Source organism: Allocatelliglobosispora scoriae (genome assembly GCF_014204945.1).
Lineage (GTDB): Bacteria > Actinomycetota > Actinomycetes > Mycobacteriales > Micromonosporaceae > Allocatelliglobosispora > Allocatelliglobosispora scoriae.
In genome coordinates this window covers 1,803,008-1,822,941 of record NZ_JACHMN010000002.1, presented here as the reverse complement: position 1 = coordinate 1,822,941, position 19,934 = coordinate 1,803,008, and the positions used below count along the sequence as shown (strand labels likewise).

The following is a 19,934-nucleotide window of genomic DNA, read 5'->3' as shown; positions in this document are numbered from 1 at the left end:
ATTGCCGATCTCCCTGCCGGATCGGCGCGGCTTTGCTAGACAGATCATCGCCCCCTCATGGCGTGCTGTACACCCCCCGTTGTGGCCGGACCTGGCCGGGCAACGGGCGGGACACCTCGTGGGACGCTGGCAAATGCTTGTCGCGTGCCATAATCCGCCCCATGCTGGGTGACGATACGATCCGCACCGCGCTTCGGACGTCTTGGCATCTTCCGCCGGACGGTTGCACTCGGCTGACCGGAGGGATGACCTCGGTCACCTTTATGGTCACCGTCGGGTCCGACCGGTATGTCGCCAAGGTGGTTCCGACCGCGCTTCAGTCCCAGTTCGAGGCCGGGCTGAGTATGGCAGAGGCGCTCAGCCGGGTGAATATCGACGCCGGATCACCCGTCCGCACCGTCGATGGATCTCTGACGACCCCCCTGGTCGGGGGTGCGCTGGGGCTCCTGCGCTTCGTCGGTGGCCGGCCGCTGGACGCCTGCGACCAGCTCGACCAGCAGTGGTGGGGTGATCGGCTGGGCGCGGCACACCGGAAGTTGGCGGGATTCACCCATCCGGGTACACCTCGCTGGCACTGGGTGCGCCCCGATGCCGAGCACCTCGATCTCGAACCGTGGCTGCGTCCCGCCGTCGGCTCGGCGGTCGCCGAACTGACCCGCCTCCAGGTGACCGACCGCCTCTCCGTCGGCGCCCTGCACGGCGACCCGGCCGCCGAGGCGTTCCTGCTCGACCCGGCCACGGGTCGGATCGGGATCATCGACTGGGGCTCGTGTGTCACCGGCCCGCACGTCTACGATCTGGCCTCCGCGGTCATGTACGCCGGCGGCATCCACCGGGCCGCAGCCCTGATCGAGGCGTACTCGGCGGCGGGCCCGGTCCCGAGGGGCGAGATCGAAGCGGCCCTGCCCACCCTGCTGCGATTCCGCTGGGCGGTCCAGGCCGACTACTTCGCCCAGCGCATCACCACGAGGGACACCACGGGGATAGCGGACCCGGCCGAGAACATCAAGGGCCTCCACGACGCCCGGGATGCCCTCCGCACGGGTTAGAGCGCGCGCAGGTGAGCCAGGACCAGCGGGTCGATGCGGTCGGGGACCATCCGCTCCTCCAGGTTCTCGATTCCCGCCCAGTCGGCCATCGCCTCGTTGACGTCGTCCTGAGCGTGTCCCAGGGCGGCCAGGCGGGTCTTGACCTCGGTGGCGATCTCCCCGGTCAGGGGGATCAGGGTGGCCGGGTCGGGCTTGTCGAAGAGGAGGGCGTGGATGTCCAGCAGCCTCGCCAGCTCCGCCAGGGGAGTCGGGTGATCGTCCACCCGGAGGTCGACGACGGTGTCGCTGGTGCCGCCGTAGCCCTGACCGGGGGAGACGACGACGAGAGCGGCGCTCTGGCGGCCCCGGCGGTCGCCGCCCGCCTCGTCACCGGCGCGGAGCGCGGCGAGCAGGCGCCGGGCCAGCGGTGCCGTGGGGTCGCTGGCGAGGAACGCCGCCTCCATCGCCTCCACCACCTCGGGGCCGGTGAGGATGTTGCCCTGGATGGCGTACCCGTCGCCGATCTTGCCGCCCGCCCAGGCGTGACACTGCGCTCCCGTGTAGGTCGCGCCGCTGCCGCTCGGCCCGACCACCCCGAGCTGGCGCTGGTCGCGGCCCGGGTCGGCGGCGGTCAGCCCGGCCACGACGTCGGCCGCCGCCACCTGCGTACGCAGCAGGGCGAGCCCCTGCGGCCGGTAGGCGAGGTTGGCGTAGGACTGGGTGGCGACGGCTCCGACGGCGGCCTCGGCAGCGGGCACCGCCGCGCCGACGGCGAGGAACTTGCTGGCCACAGCGACGCCGTGGGAGGCTCCGTCGGCAGACCGCGCGACTATCGAGAAGGTCATGGCGGCACATTAATTCTTCCGTGAAAGATGGACCAGGTGACCTACCGGTATTTCTATGACTGCGAGTTCATCGAGGACGGCGTCACCATCGACCTGGTCTCGATCGGGGTCGTCGACGAGCACGGCCGCGAGTTCTACGCGATCTCGTCGCAGTTCGACGAGTCGAAGGCCATCCCCTGGGTGCGCCGCAACGTGCTGGAGAAGCTGCCGAGCCCCGGGCACAAGGCGTGGCGCTCCCGCGAGCGGATCCGCGACGACCTCTACGACTTCCTGGTCGAGCCGCTGAAGGCCGATCCGACGGAGCAGATCGAGCTCTGGGCGTGGTACGCGGCCTACGACCACGTCGTGCTCGCCCAGATCTGGGGTGCCATGACGGCGCTGCCGAGGGAGATCCCCCGGTTCACCAAGGAGCTGCGCCAGCTGTGGGACGACGCGGGCCGGCCACCGCTCCCGGATGCCGAAGCCGCACGTCACGACGCACTGGTGGACGCCCGGCACAATTTGGCGCGTTACCGAACTATTAGCGGCGTGTAAAGGCGGGGTCGCTGGTGCCCGCTCATCCGGTAGGACTAAAGTTCGCATCTGCGGCCCGCCCCGGGCCGGCAACGACGCCGATCTCCTTGCTCCTGGGGCTCACATAGGGCTCTTATTGGCTACATCGCCACTCGGAGGATCGAGATGCGTATCGGTGTTCTTACCGGCGGCGGCGACTGCCCCGGTCTCAATGCGGTGATTCGTGCTGTTGTCCGCAAGGGTGTGGGCACCTACGGTCACGAGTTCGTCGGTTTCAAGGACGGCTGGAAGGGACCCCTTGAGGGCCTCACCAAGCCCCTCGGCGTCGAGCAGGTCCGTGGCATCCTGCCGCGCGGCGGCACGATCCTGGGTTCCTCGCGCACCAACCCGTTCAAGATCGACAACGGTGTGGAGCGCATCAAGGAGAACCTCGCCAACCTCGGCATCGACGCGCTCGTCGCCATCGGCGGTGAGGACACCCTGGGTGTCGCCACCAAGCTCGACAGCCTCGGCGTCAACGTCATCGGCGTCCCGAAGACGATCGACAACGACCTCAACGCGACCGACTTCACCTTCGGTTTCGACACCGCGGTCAACATCGCGATGGAGGCGATCGACCGGCTGCACACCACCGCCGAGTCGCACCACCGCGTGCTGATCGTCGAGGTCATGGGCCGCCACGCCGGCTGGATCGCGCTGCACGCCGGCCTCGCCGGTGGCGCCAACGTCATCCTCATCCCGGAGAAGCCGTTCGACCTTGAGAAGGTCGTCGACCACGTGGAGAGCCGCTTCCGCACCAACTACTCGCCGATCCTCGTGGTCTCCGAGGGCGCGGTTCCGGCCGACGGCGACATGATGACCTCGCACAACGAGCTCGACGCCTTCGGCCACGTCCGCCTCGGCGGCATCGGCACCTGGCTCGCGGAGCAGATCGAGAAGCGCACGGGCAAGGAAGCCCGGGCCGTCGTGCTCGGTCACACCCAGCGCGGTGGAACGCCGACCGCCTTCGACCGGGTGCTCGCCACTCGATTCGGGCTCAACGCGATCGACGCCGTGCACGAGGGCGACTTCGGCAAGATGGTCGCGCTGCAGGGGACGGACATCGTCCGCGTTCCGCTGATCGAGGCCACGCGGGAGCTGAAGACCGTTCCGGTGGAGCGGTACGCCGAGTCTGAGGTTCTTTTCGGTTAATCGCTCTCGAGGATTTCGGGGCCGGATCGACCCGCTCCGGGCGGTCAGGCTTGATCCCTCCGCGGGTCGATCCGGCCCCGAAATCCTGTGGTGGTGGCGACCGCACTATTTGTTGAGGCTTGAGGGCTGGACTTCATGCGGACTGTTGCTGTTATCGGGGCTGGGAAGATCGGTGAGGTGCTGCTCTCCGGCCTGGTGAAGGCCGGGTGGCCGGTTGACCACCTGATCGCCACTGCTCGGCGGCCAGAGCGTGCTGCTGAACTTCGGGAGCGGTATGGGTGTCGCGTCCTCAGCAACGCCGAAGCTGCGGTGGCCGCGGATGTGATCGCCATCGCGGTGAAGCCCCAGGACGCCGGCGTGCTCATGGCCGAGCTGGGACCGCACATTCCTGCGGACAAGCTGGTCGTGTCCCTGTGTGCTGGGCTGCCCACCACCTTTTTCACGAAGTTCCTGGTGGCGGGGACGCCGGTGGTTCGGGTGATGACCAATACGCCGGCGCTGGTCGATGAGGCGATGACGGCCATCTCGGCGGGGGCCCACGCCACGGCGGAGCATCTCGGGGTGGCCGAGGAGCTGTTCAAGCCGCTGGGGCGGACGATTCGGGTGCCGGAGAACCAGCAGGACGCGGTGACGGCGCTGTCGGGGTCGGGGCCCGCCTACTTCTTCTATCTTGTCGAAGCGATGACCGACGCGGGGATTCTGCTGGGGCTGCCTCGGCAGGTGGCACACGACCTGATCGTGCAGACCGCGATCGGGTCGGCGATCATGCTGCGGGACTCGGGGGAGCACCCGGTCAAGCTGCGGGAAGCGGTCACCTCGCCCGCGGGCACGACCATCTCGGCGATTCGGGAGTTGGAGAATCACGGGGTTCGGGCGGCCCTGCTCGGTGCGCTGGAAGCGGCCCGGGACCGGGCCCGGGAGATCGCGGCGCAGAACGGCTGACAAGCCTCTCACCCGCAGGGATTACTTACCGTGAATGAAACCTGCTCAGGCTTCCGGCCCGAGTGAGGTCCGCCTTACCGTGAGTGGCAAGGGAAGCAAGTCACCTCAGCCATCGGAGGCGGTCATGCGACGCGCTGCCATTGTCCTCGGCACGGCCATCACGGGTGTTCTCGTCTCGGTCCCTGCCTACGCCTACGCCCACGATCGGGTGACCAACCCCTATCTGCACGCGGTCCTCGACCTCATCACGTTCGCCGTGGTCAGTGCCCCGATCTGGTCGGCGTTCCTGTGGGGGGCGCAGCGCCGCGGCCTGCTGCTCGCCCTGATCGCGATCGTCCAGGTCCCGTCAGCGGTCATCGCGTTCGTCCCGATCGCCAACCCCGTGCTGCACGCGATCGCCCTCGTCACCAGCCTCGCCATCACCATCGCCTCGGTCGGCTACGTGCGACGTGCCGCCCGGGCTCCACAGACGGCCATCCGCGAAGTCGCGCAGTAGCGGCAGGCCAGACGATCCGCTGTCGGCTGCGGCTGTGAGAGGGGCAGTCGTGGTCGGCGGCGGCGTCTGTGCGCCTGCCGCGCTTTGCTGCACAGCGTGGTCATTCTCGCGATCGAGGCCACCGTTTGCTGCAGAACGTGGCTGGGCGGGGAGGAACCTCGGGCCGTCGTCGGCCTCCAGCTCGATACCGCCGGCCACGGGACGCACCCTCGGGCAGCCGCGCGAAGGCGCGGTCCAGCCACCGTCCGACCGCCGGTAGGCGGTCCACTGGCAGTGGGCTTCGTCGGCGTACCCCCAGGCCATGAAGAGCTCGACCCCCGCGTGGCGGTAGAGGCCGACGGTCGCGATCCGCTCGCCCTCCGGGCGGCGGAAGAACTCACCGACCAGCCCGGGGATCGCGATTCCCTCCAGGTCGATGTCCTGGATCTCCTTATGCCGCCGGTACGCGGACAGAGCCGGCAATTCACCCACACCAGTTGTAACGATCACCACGCTGCGCTGGAAGATCCCATGCTGCGGAATATGGGAATCGGGTGGGGAGTGATCCAGAGGGCCGCCGTACTCTTGTGACCATGCGCTCTGAGTGGCACCAGTACCCCCGGCCCATCGAGACACCCCGGTCGTCTGTCGACACCGCCGAGGCCGCTGACCTGGGCCTGGACTATTGGCGTGACCTCCCGCGGCTGCAGATGCCCCCGTGGGAGGACATGGGGGCCGTCAACGACGTCTGCAAGCTGCTCGACAGCGTCCCGCCGATCGTATCGCCCAACGAGGTCGACGAGCTGACCGCGAAGCTGGCCGACGTCTGCGAGGGCCGCGCCTTCCTGCTGATGGGTGGCGACTGCGCCGAGACCTTCGCCGACAACACCGAGCACCACCTGCTCGCCAACGCCCGCACCCTGCTGCAGATGGCGGTCGTGCTGACCTATGGCGCGTCGCTGCCGGTCGTCAAGGTGGCCCGGGTCGCCGGCCAGTACACCAAGCCCCGGTCGTCGGCGAACGACGCGCTGGGCCTGCCGGCCTACCGCGGCGACATGATCAATGATCTGGCTCCCAACGCCGCGGCGCGCGTCGCCGACCCGCAGCGGATGATCCGGGTCTACGCCAACTCGTCGTCGGCGATGAACATGCTCCGCGCCTACCTCGGCGGCGGCCCTCGGTGACCTGCACGCCGTGCACGACTGGAACCGCGACTTCGTGCGGACCTCGGCCTTCGGCGAGCGCTATGAGGCGATCGCCCGCGAGATCGACCGCGCGCTCGCCTTCATCACCGCCTGCGGCATGACCAACGAAGAGGCCCTGCGCACCGTCACGCTCTACTGCGGGCACGAGGCGCTGGCCCTGGAGTACGACCGGGCGCTGACCCGGATCGCCAACGGCAAGGCGTACGGCCTGTCCGGCCACTTCCTGTGGATCGGCGAGCGGACCCGGCAGCTCGACCACGCGCACATCGACTTCATCTCGCGGATCGCCAACCCGATCGGTGTGAAGCTCTCGCCGACCGCGACCCCGGAGTACGTCCTGGAGCTGGCCGAGAAGCTCAACCCGGACAACATCCCGGGCCGGTTGACCTTCGTCAGCCGGATGGGCAACCAGCACGTCCGCGACGCGCTGCCGCGCCTGGTCGAGACGGTCCGCGATGCCGGGCTCAAGGTCGTGTGGCAGTGCGACCCGATGCACGGCAACACCCACGAGTCGTCCAACGGCTACAAGACCCGTCACTTCGACCGGATCGTCGACGAGGTGCTGGGGTACTTCGAGGTCCACAAGATGACCGGCACCCACCCGGGCGGCATCCACATCGAGCTGACCGGTGAGGATGTCACCGAGTGCCTCGGCGGTGCGCAGGCGCTGGAGGACATCGACCTCGAGCGCCGTTACGAGACCGCGTGCGACCCGCGCCTCAACACGCAGCAGTCGCTGGAGCTGGCGTTCCTCGTCGCGGAGATGCTCCGCGGCTAGTCCTCACCCGCTCGCAAGCTCGGCAAAGATCCGGGCTGGTTCGGGGAACCGGACGTGATCATGCAAGGTGATCGCGTCGGATTCCCCGAACCAGCCCGGATCTTTGCGCTGACGGGTCGCTAATTCCGTCCCGGGGCGACCCGGGACAAACCGATGCGGTAGGAAGTGAGCATGGTTGTTGATCTGAGGTCGGACACTGTCACGAAGCCCACCGCCGCCATGCGTGCCGCGATGGCGGACGCCGAGGTCGGCGACGATGTCTACGGCGAGGACCCGACCGTCAACGAGCTGCAGGCCGAGGTGGCCGCGCTCTTCGGGCACGAGGCGGCGCTGTTCACGCCGACCGGGTCGATGGCCAACCAGATCGCCATGCAGCTGCTCTGCCCGCCCGGCAACGAGATCATCGCCGACACCAAGGCGCACGTGCTCCTCTTCGAGATGGGCACGGCGGCGGCGTACGGCGGGATCTCCAGCCGCACGTGGCCCTTCGCCCACGGCGCCCTCGATGTCGAGCTGATCGCCTCCATGATCAACCCTGGTGGCGGCTGGACGATCCCGACCGCCGCGATCGCCGTCGAGCAGACCCACAACGTCGGCGGCGGCACGGTCGTCCCCCTCGACACGCTGCGTGAGCTGCGTGAGGTCGCCACCGACCGGGGTGTCGCGCTGCACTGCGACGGTGCCCGGATCTGGCACGCGCACGTCGCCGCCGGGGTGCCGCTCGACATCTACGGCGGCGTCTTCGACACCCTGTCGGTCTGCCTCTCCAAGGGTCTCGGCGCGCCGGTCGGCTCCCTCGTCGTCGGCAGTGCGGAGCGCATCGACAAGGCCCGCTTCATCCGCAAGCGCCTCGGCGGCGGCATGCGCCAGGCCGGGATCCTCGCCGCGGCGGGGCTCCACGCCGTCCGCCACCACATCGAGCGGCTCGCCGACGACCACGTCCGGGCACGGCGGCTCGCCGAGGCGCTCGCCCCGTCCGGCGTCGTCGATCCGGCCGCGGTCCAGACCAACCTGGTGCTGCTGGACCTGGCGAAAGCGTCGATCGACGCGCCCACCCTCGCCAAGGCCGCAGCCGCGCAAGGGGTCCATGTCACGGCGCTCGCTCCGCAGGTCTGCCGGCTGGTGACGCACCTCGACCTCGATGATGCCGGGGTCGAGCGGGCCGTCGAGGTTCTTGTACCTTTGCTGGCATGACCGCCATCGACGACTTCGTGACCTCGCTCGGCGGGCGGCTGCGGGGTCCGAGCCCGCTCGTCGACGACGTGCTGACCGAGGTCAGGGACGGTCTGTGGGACGCTGCTTCGGCGTACCGGCGCGGGGGTTTGGGGGTTGTGGAGGCCGAGCGCCGCGCGGTGGCCGACTTCGGGCGGGTGGACGAGCTGGCGGGGGAGTTCCAGCGCGAGCTGGCGATGACCCAGGGGCGGCGGACCGCGCTGAAGCTCGGCGTGATGCTGCCGCTCGCCGTCTTCCTCTCGGGGCTGTCGTGGCACCATCTGCATCCGGCGAGCGCGCCGGGTGCGCAGTTCTCGCCGCCGCAGGACTATCTGACCTTCGCGCGTCTCGTCGATCTCTTCGGCTACGGCTCGGGCGCCTTTTTCCTGGTGATGTGGCTGCTGCTCGGGCCGGGCGCCCGGTTGCTGCCGATGCCGCGCTGGGTGCCGTGGGCGCTCGGCCGGGCGGCGGCGGGGATGGTGAGCGCGTCGCTGCTCGCCGGGACCGGGCTCCTCGCCATGAGCGTGATCTGGGCGCCGCAGGCGCTGCTGTCGGCGGCGATGGGCGCCAACATGATCGTCTGGACGGTCTGCTTCACGCTGGTGATCAGGTCCACGAGCCGCTGCCTGCACGCGTCCTGACGGGTTCGCGATCACACGGCGGTCGCGGTAGCGCCATGATCGGCGCAACTCTTGAAGAGTTGGTGTTTCAAGCGGGGGCGTTGAGGAATCCGCCGATGGTGCGGGTGAAGTCCTGCCAGGCGGTGCGTTCGGTGGCGAGCGCCCGGCCACCGGCGGAGGTCAGCTCATAGGTCCGCCGCTCGCGTCCGCCGACCGTGCTCCACGAACTGCGGACATAACCGGCCCGCTCCAGCCGCCGCAGCGCCGGATAGACGGTCCCCGTGGGCAGGTCGAGTGCGCCTCCGCTGCGGGTCTGCAGGGCTTCGATGACGGCGTAGCCGTGGCGCGGGCCGGACTCCAGCACCGAGAGCAGCACCGCGTCGAGGTGTCCCCGGAGTGCGTCGGCCTTCATGCGTAGCGAGTCTACCGATGGAGGCCCCCGCCGCAACCTGCCCGATGACGAGCGGTGGGGCGAGGGCCTCCCGGGTGGATCAGGACTCCGGGTGCTCGGTCACGTTCTGGAGGTAGAGCGGCAGACCCAGCGTCTCGATCAGCTGGAGCTGCGTCTCCAGGTAGTCGATGTGGTGCTCCTCGTCCTGGAGGATGTCCTCGAAGATCTTCGCGGAGGTCACATCACCCACGGAGCGCATGTGGTCGATGCCCCGGCGCAGCCGCTCGATCGCCTCGGCCTCGACGAGCATGTCGCACTCGAACTGCTCCTTGACGTTCTCGCCGATGCGCAGCGCGAGCAGCTTCTGGTAGTTCGGCAGTCCTTCGAGGAAGAGGATGCGGTCGGTGAGCACCTCGGCATGGCGCATCTCGTCGATGGACTCGTGCTTGGTGTGCTTCGCGAGCTTCGTGAAGCCCCAGTTCTCCTGCATCTTGGCGTGGAGGAAATACTGGTTGATGGCCGTGAGCTCAGCGGTGAGCTGCTCATTGAGGAACTCGATGACGCGCGCGTCGCCTTGCATGGTAAATAACCCCCACATCGGTCGGTGAGGGAAGATTAGCCTTTATGTCTAATTAAATCCGGGCTTAGGCTGCCATGGCAAGGGGTGTGTCGGCGGTGTGCTCGTCGATCAGATCGACGATCCGGTCGAGGCAGCTCCCGCAGCCGGTCCCGGCGCCGCACGCGTCGCCGACCGATTCCTCTGTCCGTGCGCCGCACAGGATCGCGGTGCGGACTTCGCACTCACGCACCCGGGCACAGATGCAGACGAACATGACACCTCGCTGTGGTTAGGCTTACCTTGCCTCAGTAAGGGTGCACTAAACCCCCAGGTCAGCGCAAGGGTCGTGATGCCGATCACCGCGAAAATGACCCGAACGGGCAGGGTCAGGCGGTCGGGCGCAGCGCGGCGAGCGCGGCGATGTCGGCCGCCTGGAACTCGCCCGGGGTCTCCACGATCCACGGGATGTCGCGGGCCGCCTCGTGCGCCATCAGCTCGGCGAAGGGGGCGAGACCGATCGTGCCCCGGCCGATCGTCTCGTGCCGGTCCCGGGTCGAGCCGACCGGGTCCTTGGAGTCGTTGGCGTGGATCAACCGCAGCCTGCCCGCGCCGACCGTCGCCACCAGGGCGTCGAGCGCAGCGGTCATGCCACCGGGCGTGATCAGGTCGTGCCCGGCCGCGAGCGCGTGGCAGGTGTCGAAGCAGACACCGAGCCAGGGGTGGTGGTCGACGGCGTCGAAATACTCCGCGAGCTGCTCGACCCGGGAGGCGAGGGAGCGCCCACCGCCCGCGCTCGGCTCGACGAGCAACCGGGGTCCACCGGCCGCCTCGGCGGCGTCGAGCAGCGGCAGCAGCGCCTCCCGGACCTGCTTGAAGGCCTGATCGGTATGGGACTCGTCCACCGAGCTGCCGGCGTGGAAGACGACGCCGCCCGCACCGATCTCGCCCCCGCGGCGCAGGCCGTGGTCGAGAACCGCCACCGACTTCGCCACCGTCGCCGCGGTCGGCGAGCCCAGGTTGACCAGGAGCGGGGCGTGGATGAACGACGGGATCCCGCGCTCGGCGCAGCCCGCCGCGAAGAGCTCGTCCTGTCGGCGGTCCCCGGCGGCGAGCGCCCAGCCGCGCGGGTTGCCGACGAAGATCTGCACGCTGCCGGCGCCGACGGAGTCGACGTACGGCAGCGCCGCCTTCGCCAGGCCGCCCGCGACGAAGGTGTGCGCGCCGATCCCGTGCGTGATCACTTGCACTTGATCCGAACCTTCTCACCCTGCTTGAGCAGCTTGCCCTCGTCGGGGCGCTGCTCCTTGACGGTGCCGAAGTTCTGCTCGATCACGTTGCCGTCGACCTCCACGTCGAGCCCCATGCCGCGGAGCTGGTCGGTGGCCTGCCGGCAGTTCATGTCGAGGACCCGGGGCATGACCACGCCCGGCGGTCCCTGTGCCACGGTCAGCGTGATCTTGGTCCCGGCCTCGACGCCCGCGCCGCCGACCGGGTCCTGGGTGAGGACCTCGCCGCCCGGTTTGTCGCTGGGCTGCTCGATGTAGGCGACGATCAGGCCGAGCTCCTGCAGCTTCGCCGTGGCCTGGTCGCGGTGGGTGCCGACGACGTTGGGCACGGTGATCGGGGCGCGACCCTTGCTCAGGATCACGGTGACCTTGTCGCCGGGCTTCAACTGGGTGTCGACCGGCGGGTTGACCTCCAGCACGACGTCCTTGGCGACGGTGTCGCTGTATTTGCCGGTGCCCTTGACCGGAACGAGCTTGCGGTCCTGGATGTCGACGACGGCGAGGTCCCACGACCGGCCGATGACATCGGGCACCAGGTAGCGCTCCGGGCCCAGCGACAGGATCAGCGTGATCGCGCTGCCCTTGACCGCCCGATCACCGGCGGGCGGGTCCTGCGTCAGCACGATGTCCTTCTTGACATCCTCGCGGAACTGCCCGGTGCCGATGATCAGGGTGAACCCGGCGGTCTTGGCGAGCTGCTCCGCCTCGACCCTGGTCTTGCCCGCGAGCTGCGGTGCCGCCTCGTAGCGGCCGAAGAGGAACCACCAGCCGCCGGTCAGCACGAGCAGGGTCAGCACGACCAGGGCGGCGGTGAGCACCATCCGGCCCCGCTCGGTGCTCTGGAGCCGGCGCAGCCCGAGCCGGGCCTGGTCGATGAGGGTGACATCCTCCTCCTCGACCTCCGCCACGGGTGCCGACGCGCGACGGCTGCGCGGGGCGGCGGCGGGGCCGGGCGAGGGCAGCCGGGCCCAGGAGGGGCGGTCGGTCGGCACGATCTGGTCGACGACGACCGTCGGCTGAGCGGCCGGGCCGGCCCGCATCGCCGTCGTGTTGAGCTCCTCGCGCACCAGCTGCACCTCGGCGAGGAAGGCGCCGGCGTCGGTGGGGCGGGAACCCGGGTCGCGCCGGGTGGCCCGGGCGACGAGGCGGTCGAGGACCGGCGGGAGGCCGGGGACGAACTTCGAGGGCGGCGGGACATCGAGGTCCACATGCTGCCAGGCCACGTCGACGGGGCGGTCGCCTTCGTAGGGCACCCGCCCGGTCAGCATCTCGAACAGGACGATGCCGGCCGCGTACACATCGGTGCGGGGGTCGGCGTGACCATCGGTGACCAGCTCGGGCGCGACGTAGGCCACGGTGGCCATGAGCTGGCCGCCGGCCGGATCGTCGGCGCTCGCCTCGACCGCGCGGGCCAGGCCGAAGTCGGCGACCTTGACCACGGCGTCGACGAGCTGGCCGTTGCCGCCGGGCGCCTCGGCGATCAGCACGTTCTCCGGCTTGACATCGCGGTGCACCAGGCCGGCCCGGTGCGCGGCGGCGATCGCGGCGAGCATCTGCTCCAGCACGGCGAGCGCGTCGCGGGGGGACAGGCGGCGGCGCTCGCTGAGGATGTCGCGCAGCGTGTGACCTCGGACATACTCCATCACCAGATAGGGAGTGCCGAGGTGCAGGCCGGTGTCGTAGACGGCGACCACGTTGGGGTGCACCAGACGGGCGATCGTCTTCGCCTCGTCGGTGAAGCGCTCGATGCTCATCGGGTGGGCAGCGGCGTGCCGCTGACCCGAATGGATGATTTTGAGAGCGACGGTGCGCTCAAGGCGCTCGTCGACCGCCGTGTAGACGGTCGCCATGCCGCCCCGGGCGACACGGCTGCGCACCCGGTATCGCCCGTCTACGAGCGATCCGAGTAGGGGATCGGCGACCTGAGTGTCCATCGGCAGGAAGTCTAAGTCAGTCGAGGGCGACTGTTGAAGTGGAGACCACACCGACCGGTTCGCCGGAGGCTGACGGTGACGGGCTCGGCTCCTGCGTCGGGCTCGGTGACGGGCTCGGCGACGAGGTCGGGGCGGGGGTCGGCACCGGGGTCGGCGGGTGTGAACAACCGCAGGTAGGTGCAGGTGTCGGCACGGGTTCGAGGCTCTTGCCCGAGGGGCTCGGGGCCGGTCCCCGGCGGGTCGGCGAGGAGGTCGGCGCGGCGCCGAGGGTTGGCACTGTGCCGGTCGGCGTCGTCGTCACCGGCTGGGCCGCACCGGTCGGTCCCCGGCTCGGGGCGGGCGCGGCGTGCGCCGGCAGCGCGGCCGGCGGCGCGCCCGGGTCCATGAGCGCTCGCACGCCGCCGACCAGCGCCCATGCTCCCGCGATAGCCCCGGCGAGCAGCATGATCGCGGCTCCGGCGAAGACGACCCGGCCGCGCGTGGTGCCGCGTTCCTCCTCGATCGTGCCCGCCGGACCGGCCGGGTGGCGCTCCCGGCGGAGGTCGTAGCGCAGCGACCGCCACGCACCCGCGGCTTCCCGGTAGATGGCATGCCAGAAGCTCACGACAAGAGTCCTTCCGCGACGGCGATGGGGCTATGGCATGGTGTGGGGGTGAGTGAGTCTGTATCAATCAACGCGGCCGACTGGGTGAACCTCCCGGACATCGCCGAGCGTTTCGGCCTGCCCATCACGAAGGTGCACCAGCTGATCAAAGAGGGCTCGCTGCTCGCGGTCCGCCGAGAAGGCGTACTCCGGGTCCCGGCCGAGCTCGTGGCAAATGACATCGTGCTCAAGCACCTCCCCGGTGTTCTGACGTTGCTCCGCGACGCCGGGTACAACGACGAAGAGGCGCTGCGGTGGCTCTACACCGACGACGACTCACTTCCGGGCAAGCCCGCCGTCGCGCTCGGCGGTGACCTGGCCCGCGAGGTGAAGCGGCGGGCCCAGGCGCTCGCCTTCTAGCCCACGGTGGCGCACCTGACCTACCTGGCGGTGCTCACCGGGTGCCTGGCCTGCGCGATCTGGCTCGAACCCGTGCTCGGGACGGGCGTGCTCCGGCAGTTCGGCCGACTCGCCCGGACCGTGCTGCCGGTGGCGATCTTCTTCGTCGCGGTCGACCTCGCCGCGATCCGGGCCGGCTGGTGGGACTTCGACCCGGCCCAGATCGTCGGTCTCGTGCTGCCCGGCGGCCTGCCGATCGAGGAGCTGCTCTTCTTCCTCGTGGTGCCCGTCTGTGCGATCCTCGGGTTCGAGGCGGTCCGCACGGTGCTGGGGCGCTTCACCGCGCCACGCCGATGACCTACACCGTCGCCGCCTGCGTCGGCGTCGCGCTCGCCGTCGGGGTCGATCTGCTGGTTCTGCGTACGCGGTTGCTGCTCGGGGTGGTCTTCTGGGCCACCTATCCGATCATCCTCGGGTTCCAGCTGCTCTCCAACGGGATCCTCACCGGGCGCGGGGTGGTGCGCTACGACCCCGGCACGATCATCGGCTGGCGGATCATCCACGCACCCGTCGAGGACCTGCTCTTCGGCTTCGCGATGGTGCTGGTCACGCTTTCGCTCTGGACCTGGCACCGCGCACCTGGCGGACCGCGAGCCACACCACCGCGATGAGCACGGCGACCGCACCGGGACCCTTGGTCAGCGCGGCGATGCCGAGCCCGTGCGGGAGCACCAGGAAGATCAGGCCGATCGTCACGGCGGCACGCACCCTCGGCAGCACGGTCGGGACGCAGGCGAGGACGGCGAGGGGGGTCAGGGCGTACCAGGGGTAGAAGACCGGGCCCAGCAGCGCCACCGCGACCAGGACCCAGCCGCAGGCCGCGACGACGGTCCGGCTGTCCGCGCGCCACGCGTGCCGCAGTGCCACGAGCCCGATCACACCCAGGATGAGTACGCCGACCAGCCGCGCCCCCGCCACCACCCCCGCCTCGGCCCCGGGGTGCCCGAGGGCGCGCACCAGGTAGCCCACGGCCATCCCCATCCCCGTCGGCACCGAGGTCCACTGGGTGAGCTGCTGGGTGTCGGTGAGCGCACCCGTCCAGCCGAACCCGAGGCCGGTGCTCCAGGTGAGCGCCGCGAAGGCCGTGACGGCTCCGGCGAGCGCGAGCCACCACCGGCGCCCGGCCAGGATCAGCACGAACGGCAGCGCCGCGATCGCCGTCACCTTGACCGCCACCGCCCCGGCGACGCAGACACCGGCGATGATCATCACGGCGGCGATCCGCCACGCCGCGGTCTGTTCCCCGTCGGGGTCTGCGGTGCCGTCGTGGTCTGCGGTGCCGTCGTGGTCTGCGGTGCCGTTACGTTTTGCAGCAAAGCGTGGCCATTTCGCCGCGCGAGGCCACGCTTTGCTGCAAAACGTGACGGGGAGGGAGAGGGCGGCGACGAGCAGGCCTGCGACGAGGGCGTCGTTGTGAGCGCCCGAGACCGCGTGGACCAGCACCAGCGGGGTCGCGAGACCGGCCCACAGGGCCACCTCCGGGGCCATCCCGGTGGCTCGGGCCAGCCGGATGCCGAACCAGCCGATCAGTGCCAGTCCGGCGAGCGCGATCACCCGCAGACCGAGCACCGCGATCCACAGGTGCCCGTCGGCGACCCGGGCGGCACCGGCGCTCAACGCCATCCCGAGCGGTCCATAGGGGGCGGTGCTGTGCTGCCAGATCTCCGGTACGGCGGTCAGCCACGGGCAGCCTGATTCGGCGGCACCCACCGCGTACGGGTCGGCGCCCGCGGTGACCGTGGCGCCCTGGCAGGCGTACGCATAGATGTCCCTGCTCGCCAGCGGCGGCGCGAGCAGCAACGGGACCGCCCAGAGCGACCCGGTGACGACCACCTGGCGAGCGGTGAGCCCGCGACCGCGCCACCACGCGACGGCGAGCAGCACCGAGCCGGCCAGCCAACCGCCGAGCCCGAGCCAGAACGAGACCGGTGCCGTGCCCGACGCGCGCAGCAGCGGGGCCGGATCACCGCCGGGCAGGGCACCGGCGAGGTAGGCCGAGATCGCCAGCAGCACGGTCGCGACGAGCCCGGCTGCCCTCCACCGGGTCGGCACGGACATCCTGCGATCATTCCATGACGGCCGTCTTTCGCCGCGCCCTGCGGGGCTCCTCGCCGCGCTCGCCACTCCCCGGGCCGGCGGATGTCACACTCTTGCGCATGAGTGAGCAGTCAGCATCGCGCCCGCCTCGGCGTCTGATCGTCCTCGGCGCGGGTGCGGCGGCGCTGGTGCTGCTCCTCGCGGTGCTGGTGGGCTATGCCGCTCGCCGGATCGGCGCCGACGAACCGGCGGGAACCGCTGCGGCCACGGCCTCGCAGGCACCGGCGGGCCGGGCGACCCCGGTCTCCGGCCTCGCCACGATCGCCGCCGCGGACCTGCCCAAGCAGGCCCGGGACACGCTGGTGCTGATCGACAAGAAGGGACCGTTCCCCTATAGCCGGGACGGCATCGTCTTCGGCAACAACGAGAAGATCCTCCCCGCGCGGGCCCGTGGTTACTACCACGAATACACGGTGCCGACCCCTGGTGAGCAGGACCGGGGTGCCCGCCGGCTCGTCGTCGGGGATCAGGGCGATGTCTACTACACCGACGACCACTACGACTCGTTCCGGCAGGTCCTCAGGTAGAGCGGTGGGTGGCCGCGTCGGCGAGCTCGGTGAGCACCCCGGCGGCGGTCGGGTCGATAGGCGCCCGGCCCAGGGCCGCGAGCGCCTCGCCGGTCAGGTTGCTGATCCGCTTCTCGGTGGCGTCGAGGGCGCCCGTGCGGACGATGATCTCGCGCAGGTCGTGCACGCCCTCGGTGCTCAGGTCCGGGTCGCCGAGACCGGCGCGGAGCCGGTCCGCCTCGGCCGGGGCCGCCGACTCGAACGCGATCGCGATCAGGTAGGTCCGCTTCCCCTCGCGCAGGTCGTCCCCGGCGGGCTTGCCGGTGGCGGCGGGGTCGCCGAAGACGCCGAGGATGTCGTCGCGGAGCTGGAAGGCCTCACCCAGCGGCAACCCGAACGCCGAGTAGGCGGCGTGCGTCGCCGCGGGCGCGTCGGCGATGGCGGCGCCGAGCAGCAGCGGCCGCTCGACCGTGTACTTCGCCGACTTGAAGCGCGCGATCGTGCTCGCCTTGGCGGTCGAGACATCGCCCGTCGCCTGCACCAGGACGTCGAGATACTGCCCGGCGGTGACCTCGGTCCGCATGGCGTCGAAGATCACCCGGGCGCGGGCCAGGGTGACCGGGTCGAGCCCGCTCGCGTGCAGCAGCTCGTCGGACCAGACCAGGCACATGTCGCCGAGCAGGATCGCCGCCGAGCTGCCGTAGCCCTCCGGGTCGCCGTGCCACCCGGAGCGGCGGTGCAGCTCGGCGAAGCGGCAGTGCACCGACGGCTCGCCGCGCCGGGTCGCCGACCGGTCCATCAGATCGTCGTGGATCAGGGCGCTCGCCTGGAAGAACTCCATGGCGGCCGCCGCTCGCACGACCTCCTCGCCGTCGGCGCCGCCGGCACCGCGATAGCCCCAGTAGGCGAAGGCCGGGCGCAGCCGCTTGCCGCCGCCGAGCACGAACGACTCGGCGGTCTCGGCCATCGGGGCCAGGGCCGGATCGATCTCCATGAGCTGGCGGTGGCGAGCGGCGAGGAACTCCGCCAGAGCTCGCTGCACGCGGTCGCGGAGATCGGCTCGGTCGACGGGATGGATGGTCACGATGAAGAACCTAGCCGCTGGCCGTCAGAGGCTTGTCGGCAAGGCGGCGTCCGCGCACGCCCGGTGCTATCTCCCCCCACACGAAGCGGGGCTCCGGCGGGGCGTGCCGGACCCAGCGACTGATCCTGGCCGATCGCTCCAGGACCTCCGGCGGCACCTCCAGCACGATGGCGAGCCAGCTCAGCCAGTGTGGGCCGGGCACCCGCTCGCCCCGCTCCCAGCGGCTGATCTCGTGCCGGCTCAGTGTCGGCGTGCCCGACGCGGCGCAGAGCAGCTCGGCGAGGCGGAGCTGACTCAGCCCCCGGGACTGGCGCAGCAACGTCAGCAGTGTGTCGATGGTCTCGTCGGGCAGGTCCGCTGAGCTGGGCAAGGTCGATCCCTCTCCGTCGCCGAAGCGACTCGCCGGCGACCCCCATCCCCCGCGAACATTTCTATCCCGGGGGTCTGACAAGAGCGGCCGGGAGGGCACCACGGGCTGGGACGTTGAGAAGGGCTCGAGTGTCACTGGATAGAGTGAGGGCATGACTCTGGGCGCCGCCTCCACCTTCCCCGGCGCTCGGCCCACCGTGGCCGAGCTGCTCAGCTCGGCCGAGCCAGCGATCTCCTTCGAATTCTTCGCGCCCAAGACCCCCGAGGGCGACCAGCTGCTCTGGCAGGCCGTCCGCGAGCTGGAGTCGCTGCGGCCGCACTACGTCTCGATGACCTACGGCGCGGGCGGCACCTCGCGCGACTCCACGGTCGCCTGGACCGAGCGCCTCGCCTCCGAGACGACGCTGGTCCCGATGGGCCACCTCACCGCCGTCGGCCACTCCGTCGACGAGCTGCGCAACATCATCGGCGCCTACGCCTCGGCGGGCGTGCGCAACGTGCTGGCGCTGCGCGGCGATCCCCCGGGCGACCCGCAGGCCGAGTGGGTGGCGCACCCGCGCGGGCTCAACTACGCCGACGAGCTGGTCCGGCTGCTGCGCGAGAGCGGCGACTTCTGCGTCGGCGTGGCCGCCTTCCCGGAGAAGCACCCGCGCTCGATCGACTTCGAGACCGATGTGGACTATTTCGTCAACAAGTGCCGTGCGGGCGCCGACTTCGCCATCACCCAGTTCTTCTTCCGCTGGGAGGACTATGTCCGGCTGCGCGACGCGGTCGCGGCGCGCGGCTGCGATGTTCCGATCGTGCCCGGAATCATGCCGGTGACCAACGTCAAATCGATCCAGACGATGGCGAAACTCAACGGTGCCGGAGTGCCCGCCGATATCGCTGAGCGGCTCCTGGCCGTCGCCGATGACCCTGTCGCGGTGCGCGCGATCGGCGTCGAGGTCGCCACCGACCTCTGCACCGAACTGCTCCGTGAGGGCGCACCCGGATTGCACTTCATCACGTTGAACAGGTCGACCGCCACGCGCGAGGTGTGGCAGAACCTGCGGGTCGGCGCCGAAGTCTGAGCATGACGGCACCCCCGTGACCGGGGGTGCTCGCAGTGATCGAAGAGACTGTCGCCGATGCGGCGGGGCTCGACGCGCCACCGCCGCGGTCGATGGAGTGGCTCCGGTTCGTCAGCGGCTGGGCCGCCACCCACCAGGGTTTCGATCTCCGCCACGCGGGCGCGCTCGCCCAGCGATGGGTGCGCTGCGCCTATCGGGTGGGCGGGTTCGCCCTGCGCAACGGTGTCCGCGAGGCGGCGATGACGGCGACCGCGCTCGGTGCGGCGCTGCTGGTGCCCGCCTTCGCCGCTCAGGGCGGTCACTGGCCGTGGGCCGCCGCGCTGCTCGTCGCGCTCGGCCTCATCGCCGACACCACCGCCGACGCGATCGGTGTGCTGAGCGAGCGCACCTCGCGGCTCATCGGTTTCTATCGCACGATGGTCGATCGGGTGGCCGAGGTCTGCTGGCTGCTCGCCGCGCTGCTGCTGGGCGGCTCGCCGCCGCTCGTCGGCACCTGCGTGGTCCTGGTGATGGTGCACGAATACGTGCGGGTGCGCGCCACCGCGGTCGGCATGCGCCCGGCCGGCACGGCCACCATCGGCGACAGGTCCACCCGCGCGATCATCACGCTGGTCCTGCTGGCAGTCGCGGGTGCCGCCGCCGGAGTGGATCAAGACCTGGCGGCGGGTACGACCACCCTGCTCCTGGCCGTCTGGACCCTCCTGGCGATCTTCGGCCTGGTCCAGCTGCTGACGATCATCCGCAAGGCCCTGCGATAAGCCGTCAAACCTCGCGGTAAGCCCTCAAA

23 protein-coding genes and 1 pseudogene are annotated in these 19,934 nt (G+C 70.3%); 14 read left to right on the top strand and 10 right to left on the bottom strand.

Annotated features, from left to right (window positions below):
- Nucleotides 1-161 precede the first annotated feature (161 nt).
- Entirely contained in the window at nt 162-1,049 is an 888-nt protein-coding gene (locus tag F4553_RS13845; protein WP_184836068.1) for a phosphotransferase enzyme family protein, read from the top strand.
- Here the strand turns inward: F4553_RS13845 and F4553_RS13840 are convergent.
- Nucleotides 1,046-1,873, bottom strand: a complete 828-nt coding sequence (locus F4553_RS13840; RefSeq protein ID WP_184836066.1) for a DUF1028 domain-containing protein — start codon at nt 1,871-1,873, stop codon at nt 1,046-1,048. The genes F4553_RS13845 and F4553_RS13840 overlap by 4 nt on opposite strands.
- 36 nt (nt 1,874-1,909) lie before the next feature.
- Here F4553_RS13840 and F4553_RS13835 point away from each other — a divergent pair, with 36 nt between their 5' ends.
- From F4553_RS13835 to F4553_RS13805, 7 genes and pseudogenes are all read left to right on the top strand, one after another.
- Nucleotides 1,910-2,407: a polyadenylate-specific 3'-exoribonuclease AS gene (locus F4553_RS13835; protein ID WP_184836064.1), complete on the top strand. Its 498-nt coding sequence runs from the start codon at nt 1,910-1,912 to the stop codon at nt 2,405-2,407.
- A gap of 144 nt (nt 2,408-2,551) precedes the next feature.
- A complete protein-coding gene (locus tag F4553_RS13830) occupies nt 2,552-3,577 on the top strand; it encodes a 6-phosphofructokinase (protein ID WP_184836062.1) in 1,026 nt (341 codons plus the stop codon).
- A gap of 135 nt (nt 3,578-3,712) precedes the next feature.
- A complete protein-coding gene (gene proC / locus F4553_RS13825; RefSeq protein WP_184836060.1) occupies nt 3,713-4,519 on the top strand; it encodes a pyrroline-5-carboxylate reductase in 807 nt (268 codons plus the stop codon).
- 124 nt (nt 4,520-4,643) lie between these two features.
- On the top strand, nt 4,644-5,015 hold the full coding sequence (locus F4553_RS13820) for a hypothetical protein (RefSeq protein ID WP_184836058.1): 372 nt from the start codon (nt 4,644-4,646) through the stop codon (nt 5,013-5,015).
- Between the two features lie 572 nt (nt 5,016-5,587).
- Nucleotides 5,588-6,977 (top strand): annotated as a pseudogene (locus F4553_RS13815) (class II 3-deoxy-7-phosphoheptulonate synthase).
- Between the two features lie 171 nt (nt 6,978-7,148).
- Complete coding sequence (locus F4553_RS13810; RefSeq protein WP_184836056.1) at nt 7,149-8,171, top strand: threonine aldolase family protein; 1,023 nt, start codon at nt 7,149-7,151, stop codon at nt 8,169-8,171.
- The gene (locus tag F4553_RS13805; RefSeq protein ID WP_184836054.1) at nt 8,168-8,830 is read left to right on the top strand and encodes a permease prefix domain 1-containing protein; all 663 of its coding nucleotides are present in this window, start codon (nt 8,168-8,170) and stop codon (nt 8,828-8,830) included. The genes F4553_RS13810 and F4553_RS13805 overlap by 4 nt, the downstream gene beginning before the upstream one ends.
- 67 nt (nt 8,831-8,897) lie before the next feature.
- Here F4553_RS13805 and F4553_RS13800 read toward each other — a convergent pair whose 3' ends face one another.
- From F4553_RS13800 to F4553_RS13775, 6 genes are all read right to left on the bottom strand, one after another.
- Nucleotides 8,898-9,221: a PadR family transcriptional regulator gene (locus tag F4553_RS13800; RefSeq protein WP_184836052.1), complete on the bottom strand. Its 324-nt coding sequence runs from the start codon at nt 9,219-9,221 to the stop codon at nt 8,898-8,900.
- Between the two features lie 79 nt (nt 9,222-9,300).
- Complete coding sequence (gene bfr / locus F4553_RS13795) at nt 9,301-9,780, bottom strand: bacterioferritin (RefSeq protein WP_184836050.1); 480 nt, start codon at nt 9,778-9,780, stop codon at nt 9,301-9,303.
- A gap of 64 nt (nt 9,781-9,844) precedes the next feature.
- Nucleotides 9,845-10,033, bottom strand: coding sequence for a (2Fe-2S)-binding protein (locus F4553_RS13790; protein ID WP_184836048.1), 189 nt, complete (start codon nt 10,031-10,033; stop codon nt 9,845-9,847).
- 112 nt (nt 10,034-10,145) lie between these two features.
- Nucleotides 10,146-11,006 (bottom strand): deoxyribonuclease IV, encoded by an 861-nt coding sequence (locus tag F4553_RS13785; RefSeq protein WP_312875201.1) that lies wholly within the window; start codon nt 11,004-11,006, stop codon nt 10,146-10,148.
- On the bottom strand, nt 10,997-12,979 hold the full coding sequence (gene pknB, locus F4553_RS13780; protein WP_184836046.1) for a Stk1 family PASTA domain-containing Ser/Thr kinase: 1,983 nt from the start codon (nt 12,977-12,979) through the stop codon (nt 10,997-10,999). The genes F4553_RS13785 and pknB overlap by 10 nt, the downstream gene beginning before the upstream one ends.
- Before the next feature lie 16 nt (nt 12,980-12,995).
- Nucleotides 12,996-13,583, bottom strand: a complete 588-nt coding sequence (locus F4553_RS13775; protein WP_184836044.1) for a hypothetical protein — start codon at nt 13,581-13,583, stop codon at nt 12,996-12,998.
- Nucleotides 13,584-13,607: 24 nt separating this feature from the next.
- Between F4553_RS13775 and F4553_RS13770 the strand changes: the two genes are divergently transcribed.
- From F4553_RS13770 to F4553_RS13760, 3 genes are read left to right on the top strand one after another with little or no spacing between them, the layout of a single operon-like run.
- Complete coding sequence (locus F4553_RS13770; RefSeq protein WP_246466326.1) at nt 13,608-13,982, top strand: Rv2175c family DNA-binding protein; 375 nt, start codon at nt 13,608-13,610, stop codon at nt 13,980-13,982.
- A gap of 6 nt (nt 13,983-13,988) precedes the next feature.
- Nucleotides 13,989-14,318 (top strand): lycopene cyclase domain-containing protein, encoded by a 330-nt coding sequence (locus F4553_RS13765; protein ID WP_184836041.1) that lies wholly within the window; start codon nt 13,989-13,991, stop codon nt 14,316-14,318.
- Complete coding sequence (locus F4553_RS13760) at nt 14,315-14,632, top strand: lycopene cyclase domain-containing protein (protein WP_184836039.1); 318 nt, start codon at nt 14,315-14,317, stop codon at nt 14,630-14,632. The genes F4553_RS13765 and F4553_RS13760 overlap by 4 nt, the downstream gene beginning before the upstream one ends.
- On the opposite strand, the gene mptB is transcribed toward F4553_RS13760, so the two are convergent.
- Nucleotides 14,568-16,079, bottom strand: coding sequence for a polyprenol phosphomannose-dependent alpha 1,6 mannosyltransferase MptB (gene mptB / locus F4553_RS13755; protein WP_184836037.1), 1,512 nt, complete (start codon nt 16,077-16,079; stop codon nt 14,568-14,570). The genes F4553_RS13760 and mptB overlap by 65 nt on opposite strands.
- Nucleotides 16,080-16,177: 98 nt before the next feature.
- Here mptB and F4553_RS13750 point away from each other — a divergent pair, with 98 nt between their 5' ends.
- Nucleotides 16,178-16,645: a guanyl-specific ribonuclease gene (locus F4553_RS13750; RefSeq protein ID WP_184836035.1), complete on the top strand. Its 468-nt coding sequence runs from the start codon at nt 16,178-16,180 to the stop codon at nt 16,643-16,645.
- On the opposite strand, the gene F4553_RS13745 is transcribed toward F4553_RS13750, so the two are convergent.
- Nucleotides 16,638-17,708 carry a polyprenyl synthetase family protein gene (locus tag F4553_RS13745; RefSeq protein WP_312875200.1) on the bottom strand — a complete coding sequence of 357 codons (1,071 nt, stop codon included), beginning with the start codon at nt 17,706-17,708 and terminating at the stop codon, nt 16,638-16,640. The genes F4553_RS13750 and F4553_RS13745 overlap by 8 nt on opposite strands.
- A gap of 10 nt (nt 17,709-17,718) precedes the next feature.
- Nucleotides 17,719-18,078, bottom strand: coding sequence for a helix-turn-helix domain-containing protein (locus F4553_RS13740; protein WP_221469881.1), 360 nt, complete (start codon nt 18,076-18,078; stop codon nt 17,719-17,721).
- A gap of 151 nt (nt 18,079-18,229) precedes the next feature.
- On the opposite strand from F4553_RS13740, the gene metF reads away from it, so the two are divergent.
- Both metF and F4553_RS13730 read left to right on the top strand, forming a co-directional pair.
- Complete coding sequence (gene metF, locus F4553_RS13735; protein WP_184836031.1) at nt 18,230-19,147, top strand: methylenetetrahydrofolate reductase [NAD(P)H]; 918 nt, start codon at nt 18,230-18,232, stop codon at nt 19,145-19,147.
- A gap of 35 nt (nt 19,148-19,182) precedes the next feature.
- Nucleotides 19,183-19,905: a CDP-alcohol phosphatidyltransferase family protein gene (locus F4553_RS13730; protein WP_184836029.1), complete on the top strand. Its 723-nt coding sequence runs from the start codon at nt 19,183-19,185 to the stop codon at nt 19,903-19,905.
- Nucleotides 19,906-19,934 lie beyond the last annotated feature (29 nt).